8 protein-coding genes are annotated in these 10,199 nt (G+C 37.3%); 6 read left to right on the plus strand and 2 right to left on the minus strand.

The window, feature by feature from the left end:
* Positions 1-43: 43 nt before the first annotated feature.
* Positions 44-496: a YcgN family cysteine cluster protein gene (locus Q1A70_RS05290; RefSeq protein WP_299694593.1), complete on the minus strand. Its 453-nt coding sequence runs from the start codon at positions 494-496 to the stop codon at positions 44-46.
* A gap of 250 nt (positions 497-746) precedes the next feature.
* Here Q1A70_RS05290 and Q1A70_RS05295 point away from each other — a divergent pair, with 250 nt between their 5' ends.
* The 6 genes from Q1A70_RS05295 (at position 747) to Q1A70_RS05320 (ending at position 8,258) form a co-directional block, all read left to right on the plus strand.
* Positions 747-1,976, plus strand: a complete 1,230-nt coding sequence (locus Q1A70_RS05295) for a site-specific integrase (protein ID WP_299694590.1) — start codon at positions 747-749, stop codon at positions 1,974-1,976.
* Complete coding sequence (locus Q1A70_RS05300; RefSeq protein WP_299694587.1) at positions 1,973-3,706, plus strand: hypothetical protein; 1,734 nt, start codon at positions 1,973-1,975, stop codon at positions 3,704-3,706. Before Q1A70_RS05295 ends, Q1A70_RS05300 begins: the two co-directional genes overlap by 4 nt.
* On the plus strand, positions 3,694-5,820 hold the full coding sequence (locus Q1A70_RS05305; RefSeq protein ID WP_299694584.1) for a hypothetical protein: 2,127 nt from the start codon (positions 3,694-3,696) through the stop codon (positions 5,818-5,820). The genes Q1A70_RS05300 and Q1A70_RS05305 overlap by 13 nt, the downstream gene beginning before the upstream one ends.
* On the plus strand, positions 5,817-6,251 hold the full coding sequence (locus Q1A70_RS05310) for a hypothetical protein (protein WP_299694581.1): 435 nt from the start codon (positions 5,817-5,819) through the stop codon (positions 6,249-6,251). The genes Q1A70_RS05305 and Q1A70_RS05310 overlap by 4 nt, the downstream gene beginning before the upstream one ends.
* Before the next feature lie 63 nt (positions 6,252-6,314).
* The gene (locus Q1A70_RS05315) at positions 6,315-6,581 is read left to right on the plus strand and encodes a YkgJ family cysteine cluster protein (protein ID WP_299694596.1); all 267 of its coding nucleotides are present in this window, start codon (positions 6,315-6,317) and stop codon (positions 6,579-6,581) included.
* 606 nt (positions 6,582-7,187) lie between these two features.
* Complete coding sequence (locus Q1A70_RS05320) at positions 7,188-8,258, plus strand: hypothetical protein (RefSeq protein WP_299694578.1); 1,071 nt, start codon at positions 7,188-7,190, stop codon at positions 8,256-8,258.
* A gap of 1,409 nt (positions 8,259-9,667) precedes the next feature.
* On the opposite strand, the gene Q1A70_RS05325 is transcribed toward Q1A70_RS05320, so the two are convergent.
* Positions 9,668-10,090, minus strand: a complete 423-nt coding sequence (locus tag Q1A70_RS05325) for a hypothetical protein (protein ID WP_299694575.1) — start codon at positions 10,088-10,090, stop codon at positions 9,668-9,670.
* Between the last annotated feature and the right edge of the window lie 109 nt (positions 10,091-10,199).

A 10,199-nucleotide genomic window follows, 5' to 3' on the forward strand; every position in this document is an offset into this window, starting at 1 on the left:
CTGTACATACAACCAGTATATACAGCATTCTCAACTTTAAAAGTTAATTATGAGGTTTTAGTCTATCAGGTAAGTTTTGAATGTGATCTTCCCAATCGACAACATCAATTTCGTAGACCACTTTATTGCGAACGCTTTCACCGGCAGCATGCATCTCTGATTTAGAACCTGTGATCAACGGATGCCACTCAGGAATCGGCTTAGATTCTGATAGAAGACGGTAAGCACAAGTGTCTGGTAGCCAATGGAACTCGTGGATCTTGTCACGAGTCAGCTTCAAACACTCTTCACCGGAAGTGAAGCGGTTTAGGTAGTCTTTACACGAACATGTTTTGTCGTTTAACCAGCTACACGCCACATTGGTGTAGTAAACTTCATCGCTATCTTCATCCATAAGTTTATGCAGGCAACACTTACCACAGCCATCGCACAGTGATTCCCACTCTTGCTCTGTCATCTGTTCTAGTGTTTTTTCTTGCCAAAATGGATTCGTCATAGGATTACTTCTTACTCTTTTACTGGGGTGCGTGTTATACCGCTAGCCCATAAAAAGTTCAAGGATAATAATTGTTCATTGTTTGATTCAATCAATAGCTGCCACCCCCATCATTTTTTGCTACTATCGCGCACCCTATTATTGAGTGAGTTTAATTTGATGGAATGTCGCCTAGGTTGTGGAGCTACCCTAGTTAAATTCTATTAGAAGTACTACCCTTTTTATAAGGTTTAGAAAAGAGGGGGAGCTTGTGAAGATTGACATTCTCTATGATGTGCCCGTTAGGCTTGGTGAGGCTTCAGCTTTAAAGTCTGAGTTAGACAGCCTCTCTTTCAACGGTGACTATAAAACCATCCAAATACCAATCCTTACTGGTGACTTTCACCCTGTCCTGCGCGATAGAATTAACCTTTTTCTTTTACACAAAGCATCAGCTGGTCACAAAGACCTATCATCAATGGCAAAAGCCTTTAAAACATGGGTTAGATGGCTAGTTGATAGAAAAATTGATCCATTCTCAGTACCAAAAGTGAAGTATAAAAGCCCTACATATGGGTTCAGACAACACTTAATAGAACGAATAACTGAAGATAACAGTTTAAAAACGAGTACTGCAAATAGTTATATTCTGGTAATTAAAGAGTTTTATGAAAGCCTATATGACGATTGTGTTTTAGATAAATCGCATTTCTATCGCTATAAAATAAGTACTATCAATGGCTACAGAAAGCTTCAATCCTCCGACCTTGCCATAAGGGTCACCCGCTCGGTCGATGGTAACCTGAACCCACTTAACCACGAAATACAATTAAAAGCTCTAAACCTTTTGAAGGGTCAAAATAAAAACTTTCAACTAGTATTTAAACTAATGATTTTTTGTGGATTGAGATTGTCAGAAGCACTATCATTTCCTTGTAGATTAATCAAAGAAGAGCTATTCCCAAATGATGACAGTAAACTAATCAAAGGTATTACTATAGGACCAAGCCATGGTGTGAATACCAAATTTGGTGCCGATAGAGAATTATTCATAACGGTTAGACTTGCTCATGAAATTCTTGATCATGAGTTTTCTTTAAACCATACCATCATTAGAAAAAACTATGTGGAAAGAAGAAAGCTTGAATCAAAACACATACCTTTATTCGTAAATAAAAGGTCTAGTCATTACTCAAAAAGTGCATTTTATAGCTCTTGGTCAAGATTTAAAAGACTCTACAAAGAAATATACAACCAAGAATTTCGACACAGTCCTCATGACTTAAGAGCTACATTCGCGACGAATTTGTTAGAGGTCGCATTGCATTCATCTCCAAAAAATATTGACACATGTATCGAAACTACTCGTTTGTATATGGGGCATCAGAATGTTGAAACCACTTTAAAGTACATTAGATTTGTAAATAAAAGAAAGACTGCAAATGATGTTGCTGAAATAATGGACAAGTACATTTTTGAGGTATTTAAGGAGGTAGCATGACCACAAGCAAGTACGATGCTGACCTGATAATAAACACTTCTAAAGTGAGTGATGGAAGGTACGTTATTGACCTAAACTTGTTAGCCCTCGATGGTTACTTAGGTACAAGAGGAACCATAAGGAGCACTATAAGTGGAGTCAATAAAGCTACCTTTGATAAACACAGCAAATACTACTCTAGAAAGTTACATAGAGAAGCGAAAATTATTTCTGGCTTTATTATCACTTATAAATCCCCTGGAAGAAGGACAATCTTCAACATCCTAAAAGAGTTTCTTGACTTCCAAATAGACCAAGAAAATTCATTAAGAGACTCCGCTAAGCTTCCAGATTATTGCATTTTCCTCCAATCAAGAGTTTATAAAAGAGAAATATCTAGAGAACAAGCTGGAAGTCACCTCTCTGTTATAAACTCTTTCCTAGTTTACTCTGGTGACATTTACTCCAACTATAAACATACGTTTTCAGATAAAACATACAGAGAAAGCGATGACACCTATAATAGCGAAGAGCTTTCTAAGATAATACAGGTTTGCTTTATAATATTCGAGACAAACGCTGATGTTATTCATGAACATTTGCTTCGCACAGAACAAGGCTTTAGAGACTTCTCTATAAGCAATGTCACGTCAATTAAAGAAGTAAACCTAGCCAACCCCAAAATTACATTCGATTATATTGTAAAAAACCCAGTATACTGGTTTATGCATAGTGCTTTTGTTCTCTTTTGTTTTTTTACGTGGAGTAACGAGCAACAGTTAAAACAAAGCAATATTAATGATTTCAACTTGAATGAAAATGGAGTTGAGTCTGAATTAATATATAAAGGAAGAGCTCATAAGTTTATCAGATTAAACATTGGTAAGTCCGGTATTGAAGGAGAAAGGACAGGTATAGAATTTTACAAGCGTTTCATAAAAGTCCGCCTGCAGCTAGTTGAGTACTTAAAAAGACTAGACTATATTTTTAACCACAGTGCTCTATTATTCATGATAAACCAACGTGATAATGAAGTGAGAAGACTTTCGCCTGCTTTAAATGCATTTGAAAAGCACCCCATTATAAAGCATGTTATAAAAAACAACTTAAAATTCCCCAAAATTTCGAGTAGAAGGTTGAGAAAAACTGTAGAGCAGATAACAGATAGTGAAGTTAAAAACCCATTTACTATACTTGATAAGGCACAGCATAGTTGGGGTACTTACCGAAAAAATTATGCGCAAGGAAACAAAATTGAAGCAAGAAAAGCTATGGGAGCGGCTCTCAAAAACCTTACTGAATCTGCTATTAATGAAAGGAATTTTAAAGAAAGAAGAGAAATAGCCGAGCAATATGATATAACGATAGTTTCAAATGGACAATCTGATTATCAATTAAATGGAATAGTTTGCACTGATGTTTCCGGTAATTCATCTGAGTCGAATAAATTCAAACGCCAGCAATCGAAGTATAAACGCAACCCTAAACTCTGTGCAAATTTATCAAATTGCATAAATTGTTCAAAATGCGCAGTGATAGAAGATGAAAATGCGATTTATCACCTATTGAGTTTTCAGCACATGATTGATTATAGCAAACCTATTTATATAGGATCCATCAATGCAAATGAAAATTACCGCTATTTAACATCAAAAATTGAACTTATGCTTGCATTTGTTGATGCTAAAATAGTAGCTAAAGCGAGAAAATTCTTACAAGATAAAGGCGTTGCTGAGATATGGAAAATTTAATCGAAAATACATCTATAAAAGAAATTGAACCTGTCAATTATGTCGATCAAAGCATAGATAACAGTATTATCAAAAAACACCTCCCTTCTATAAAAGTGATTTTGTCTGCATTTGATGGTAAAGATTATGATTCCTTATCCAATATAGTTATAATTCCAGCCCCAAAAAACAAAGAGCCCATTATATTTTCTAATGACATATGGACAAACAAAGATTATATCGATGAGGGAGAAAGTTATCGAAAGGCAAATTTTTCGGGATTAACAGAAACTCTAAAAATTGAATTGAAGATTATCGGCTTATTTCTTTTCTGGTTCCAATCAAAAAAAGCAAAAATATCATCTATTATACGGATAATAGAAAACCTTATCCTTATAAGCAAATCATTGCAGTCCTTGAGTGTAAGATCTATATATTGGTTAGATAGAGAGCCAATTAGAAATAATTTCATAGCGAGATTCAACAAAGGGAGGGGCTCTGGAACGATAGATAATTACTTCAAATCCCTTGCCAAACTATGTGATATGCAACATACCTTTTTTGCAAGCTATGGATTCGTCCTCGAAACAAACTTCACAAATTACTCCCCTAAAAGAAAAAGCAATCAGACTTATTGTATGCCAATAGACATATTGCTAACCTACTGGCGATCGTACATCAATTACTTTGACAACCTGCAAGTAAAACAAAGCAACTGGGAATACATATCTAACCTACCATATAAATACAGAAAATATTTGAAATCAAAAAAACTTAAACACCATAACAACAACTGGCTATTTTATTTAGATGAATACTGTCAAGAAAAGCTTAAAGAGATAAGCCTAGATACTAAATGTAACACTCACCACCTAATCACCAAACGTACTGACGAAGATGTAAACGCTTATAAAAACAAGTCATACACATACGAAAAAGTTATCAATGGTAAAATCCAAAAAGTACCATTGTCTTCATACAACCGCAGATTTCCACAATATATAGTTGACATGGAAGACATATATACATTCTATAACAGAGTGGCATTAATTGCGTGTGAAGCTATCCAGGCAATGACTGGGCTAAGAAAAAGTGAAGCTGTCGTTTTAAAGTTTAATTGTCTAGTTGAGAACAAAGAGTACATTGGCATTAAATCAGCTTTATTTAAGGGGGCGGATGAGGGTGGAATACAAGAAGTATGGGCTGCAGCTCCCTATGTGAAAACTATTATCAACAAAGTTAAACCTTTAGCTTCTTCAATCTTTAGACTGCCCACCAATGAACTAGATTCACATTACATTAAGACCAATGCTAGAGTATTTCATTCTTCTGGCTTCTACTCCCTTATGAAAAGTCAACGTACATCAGATAGACAACTAAATTGGGCAGAATCAAATGATATTTATATAACTAAAAAAGATATAGATGAATTTTGGCAGTTAAACCCAAATATATCGCTTAAAGAAAGAGTCGAATGCCATATTTTCGTTGGAGCTAAATGGCCAATAGAGCATCACCAATTTAGACGAAGTATCGCGGTACATGTTCGCCGTTTAGAATTAGTTACTATGAATCAACTTTCCTCACAATTAAAGCATATAGCTAAAACCGTAACTGAGTGGTACACAGAAGGCTATCTTAATATGAGTAATTACAAATTGGCCATTGCTGAAGAATTCGCGAAAGAGTTGGAGAAAGCAGATCTCGAAGTCTCTGCCTATATGGCCATGAAATTTCAGAATGGCAGCAACCTTTTTGGTAAAGGTGGTAAAACTCTGGAAAGTCAGAAGGAACTAGACAAAAAATTCAAAACTTATCAATCATTTGCACATGCAAAGTCTCTTGCAAGAAGAAATAAGTCTAAAGTCATGTCATTAGGTAATGGTATGTACTGCATGAATGGAGCCGAATGTGACTTTAAACCAGTCGTTCAATCATCTAACTGCCGACCAGATTGTGAAAACTTAGTTGCTGACAAGGATTCCATACCCATTTGGATTAACAGATACAATAGGTTCCGTTCGCTATACCAGCAGTCTGTTGAGGACAATCAACCCTTGGCAAGCCAAGAGTTTTTACGTTTGGAAATGGAAACTTATAAGCAAGCACTCGAGTACTATGGAGTAATTCTATGAACAGCGTATTAAAGAATGCTGAAGATAGTGAGAAGGCGCTATTAGAGCTCATTTCCGAAGGAATGAAAATCAGCCAACACGCTGTAGAAAAAAAGGCTGGGCTTGCAAACGGAGCTTTGAATTATAAACACCCCAGATATCAAGAGGTAAAGGAAAAGATTAATAAAGCTAAGCTCGCGTCTGAACCTAATCAAACACCGGTGAACAAGGAGTTAAAGGCCCACCTAGCAAAAGAACAAGCCTTGAAAGACAAGTACCGAAATGAAAAAAATCATTTAAAGCAACAACTTAAGAAACTGGAAGGTGAACGGTTAGAGCTGCTATATCAGATATATCACCTACAGCAATACGTAGCTAAGTTGGAGGGAAATGGCATTGGTAGCCCCAATGTAATACAATGCGAGCGTTCCACGCGGGGAACTACCCGTTGAGTCTAAAAAAGGTGCTACTAGGTGACTGAATATAATATCGAAATCTCTGAATGGACTCCTTGTATCTCTGAAAAACTCGATCGTGGCTGTGGTGCCTGCTGTATCGCTCCATCTATTAGCACCCCAATACCAGGCATGCCAAATGGAAAACCTGCCGGCGTCCGTTGCATACAACTCAATGACAAAAATCTTTGTAAGATATTTGGATCACCAGATCGCCCTAGTGTATGTGACGATTTTAACAGTGACGAAACAATTTGCCACGCTGGCCCTCAAGTGGCGCTTCAAATACTGAATGACCTCGAGTCTACGACTATCGGCGGGCAATAAAGCCTGATCAAAAATTTACGTTTATAGCTACTCCATGAAGATGCCAACTTCTAAAGTTTGATCATTTCTTTGTTAGGACTGCGACCAAAAGCAGAATATGTGACAATAAAAATTGATCAGAAAGTTGCGACGGAATCGCTTGGTGATCACAATCTAGGCAATGCCTCTCTAGCACGGGTCTGGACAGAATGTATGGTACGCCCCGTTTTGCAAGTGATATACCCGATAACGGAGTTGGTTTGCGCTAATGTATTCAGAGTCATTTCGAGACCGTCATTAGTTCCAGCTCTACGATGAGATCCGCGCCAGATTGTCCTCAAAAACGTGAAAGCATGCTATTGGTATCGTAACTCACAACTGGACAAAAGTTTGTCAGCGACTTTGCTAAATTAGCAATTTATGAATAACATACATGCATGGAAAGATGCTTAACTTATGTAGCCCCACTCGTAGAGCTTAGTTGCAACCAAGCGTACTCCACCCCTGTGTTGTAAACGTACCATTTTTATTAAAATTTTCGGCTCTCTAACATTGAATAATGGAGAGGGTGTCCTTATATCTTGCTTAGGTAACGTGATGCGTAACGCTAATTTATAAGAGATAAGAATGGAAATAAAAGAAATGTACCAGCTGGCTAGGTGGTATCGAGATAATATTACTGATCACAATGTGGAGGAATCGTTAAACAAAACCAAGACGAATATTACTAAAATGCTATCTAGTAATAATCCATCTAACATTAAGCTACAGAGCATACGTAAATATTTAGATACACATATCGCGGTGCTTTCTGAGATTGATTTAGAAGCGTTAAGTTTTGATGATATTGAAGTATTGGAAAAACTAGGGCTAAATTATATTGTTTTGAGTTCAGCAATTCCTAGTCTACATAAAGTAAGCGAGCTAGGTGATGTTCAAGAAATTGCTGCTCGCATTAGTGATTCATTACAAACTTTAAAACCTATAAACATTCAATTTGTTCACTTCCTAAATGCATTTGACATAATTTTTGACGCTGCACCCGATGTTGAGGGAACGGATCATCACGGAAAAGTATTGACTCGAGTTCGTTTTCACAATGATGCCTTGATATCTAACGTAGTAAACTTAAGTGACTGGACCACAAAGTGGAACACAATCGCTCGTGGTTACTCAATGGCGTTAGGCCAAGCACCAGAAACCTTTGAAGTAGTTGGAGCCTCGAAAGGTTCGATTATTTTTGACCTGCTTTTGGATTTTGAGGCTGTTAAGCTATTTAGTGAGACATTCAATCTTCTTGCTGAAACCGTTTTTAATGTCGCTGAAATGTATGGCGCAATCAAAGCTGTGGATTTTATGAAAGGGTCTAATCCAGACTTACATAAACAGACAGTGGAGCATATAAAAGCTGAAGCAGAGAAGAATCATGAAGAAATGGCTGAACAAGTAGCAGACAAACTGTTAGAGAAGCTTCAGCAAGATGGTCAAAATAGAGATGGAGAAGTTAAAGAAAGCCTGAAACGCTCAGTCAAGGAACTAGATAACTTTGTAAATAAGGGTGGTGACATTAACTTTAGAACAGAAAGTGATGAAGTTGATATGGTTGAACAAGTCTTGCTGGTAAATGATGCCCTTAAGCAGCTTCAGCATCGCTCAAAACAGAAACAACTTGAGGATAAATCTCAAGATTCGGAATAGATAGAAAAGGCACTCATTGAGTGTAATGCCGATCAGAAGTGGCCCCCAATTTTCGGACATGAATTTGAGTGATTGATCTGGCGCAACCAAATTGGACCACTTCCGGGAGGCTTCGTGCATCGAAGCTGCGCTATCTGCCATTAGTAAAAGTCAGGCTATTTTTGAATAGGGGTTATCAATGTTTTGTTGCGCAAGCTTGAAAAGGGGCAAAACGAGTTCATCACGCAAGCTGCGTCACACACTGTGCGTGATGGATTTGTAACGCTGAATGGGGAAGAAGTAAGCTTGCCACATACGGTTCTTAGCTTTAAACTAACGTTGAGAGCCTCGGATATCCCTGCTTTTTCTTGGATTTGCTATTTACTGTCTGGCCAGAAGTATTTGTAACGAATTGAACTTGGCTTAATTGCAAAGCAGACCACCGAGGACATACGATCAGTCTAGGTGCTTTCCCTCCCATATACTTTGGTGATAAAACACCCGACACTGCACACAGAATGCGTTCCCTCTTCGACTTGAATGACAAACATTCTGTAGCTGTTTACAAAGTCATAGGCATTGCCTGTGACTTTGTCGTATCTGGGACTTAAAAAATTGGTGTAGTAGGCTTACACACAAATTAATCTATTGATGGTTTCTAATGCTCTTAACACGCCTTGGGACAAAAGTGAGTACATCACGCACGTTACGTGACCCAGTATGCGTGATGGCTTCATAACGGAAAGTGGCAATAATAAGCCCGGGTTGATGGGCTGGAGTTTGAAAGTGCGGGCCTTCACGAGGAGCTTACCAGGTTAAAACGAGGCAAGGTCATATCGATAAGATAGACTCAAACCATCTCACAGTATGTAGACCTCACTGTAAACCTCTCTCCTACACATCAGAAAAGAAATAAAATCTTTATTTATCAATAATTTAACTATGAGCTTTCAATATGCCAATTGTACGATCTGTTGATTGAGATGATACTATGTGCTTTTACCTGACAAGTAAAATCAAAGACTTAAGCGCCAAAAACATCCGGATTTATTCGGTTGTTCATCTCTTGTCAAAAAGTGATCTTGATAGCTTCGTGAATCCAGCAATGAAGCTTAATGTTGGTTCCTTGATGTTTTTTAAGCTAATTTCCGTTTCAAGGAGCGATCTGAAAAACTTGACGAATTTGGTATGAAATACCTCTAGGTTGAATAGAGCATACTCACTTAAGGCAGTGTTTAACTCTAAAATTTAGGTAAATGATTTCTTAACTGCCGCTAGCACATTTCGGGGCATTTTCGAGCTAGAAAATGCCAAATATTATAATTCAGATTGTGACATTTTTGGACAAAAACACGTTAGAGTATGGATTATGACGTACCAAATTTGGATTAGAAAAAGTATCTTAAAACTATAGTCGTTTGTTAGTTGTTTTAAAGTACAAGAGGCTGTACATTCCAGCCGCTATGATGACCTTCTCTATAACAGTCATATATAAAAAGGTCGCCCCTAGTTCCAGCAGGCAATGTAATCTTAGGTATGTAATACGTTGAAAAATCGCTATTAATCAGGTTAATACTAAAATGCTGATTAATTAAAGAAGAAAGTGTGTTGTTGTCATTAAATAAGCTAAATGGACCGTATTTAGCACAAAACATAGCTACGTTCGCAGCAATAGCATCCATTACATTCTCAAGTGTAGCCGCATTGAATGAAGTACCACGGTCATGCTTAGTCTTATTATACGCGTCGTACCATGACAGTGATCTTGTAGGATTAGATGCTGTCCAGTTTAAAAACGGTTGAAATTTCCTCAAGCCACTATAATTTTTAAAAGCTATTTCAAATTCATTCAAGCATGCTTTGGGTAGCAATTTAACGTAGTCATTATACTCGTTCAACTTGAAGATGCAGGCTTGAGAACTTGAAAGTTATCATTAATTCGAGATGCCAAAGAGCCTGCGA

It is taken from the genome of uncultured Vibrio sp. (assembly GCF_947488985.1).
Taxonomy (GTDB): domain Bacteria; phylum Pseudomonadota; class Gammaproteobacteria; order Enterobacterales; family Vibrionaceae; genus Vibrio.

Excerpts from the sequence above, each read along its gene's own strand:
- Q1A70_RS05290 (WP_299694593.1), bottom strand. The coding sequence starts at position 496 with ATGACGAATCCATTTTGGCAAGAAAAAACACTAGAACAGATGACAGAG.
- Q1A70_RS05300 (WP_299694587.1), top strand. The coding sequence starts at position 1,973 with ATGACCACAAGCAAGTACGATGCTGACCTGATAATAAACACTTCTAAA.
- Q1A70_RS05305 (WP_299694584.1), top strand. The coding sequence starts at position 3,694 with ATGGAAAATTTAATCGAAAATACATCTATAAAAGAAATTGAACCTGTC.
- Q1A70_RS05310 (WP_299694581.1), top strand. The coding sequence starts at position 5,817 with ATGAACAGCGTATTAAAGAATGCTGAAGATAGTGAGAAGGCGCTATTA.
- Q1A70_RS05320 (WP_299694578.1), top strand. The coding sequence starts at position 7,188 with ATGGAAATAAAAGAAATGTACCAGCTGGCTAGGTGGTATCGAGATAAT.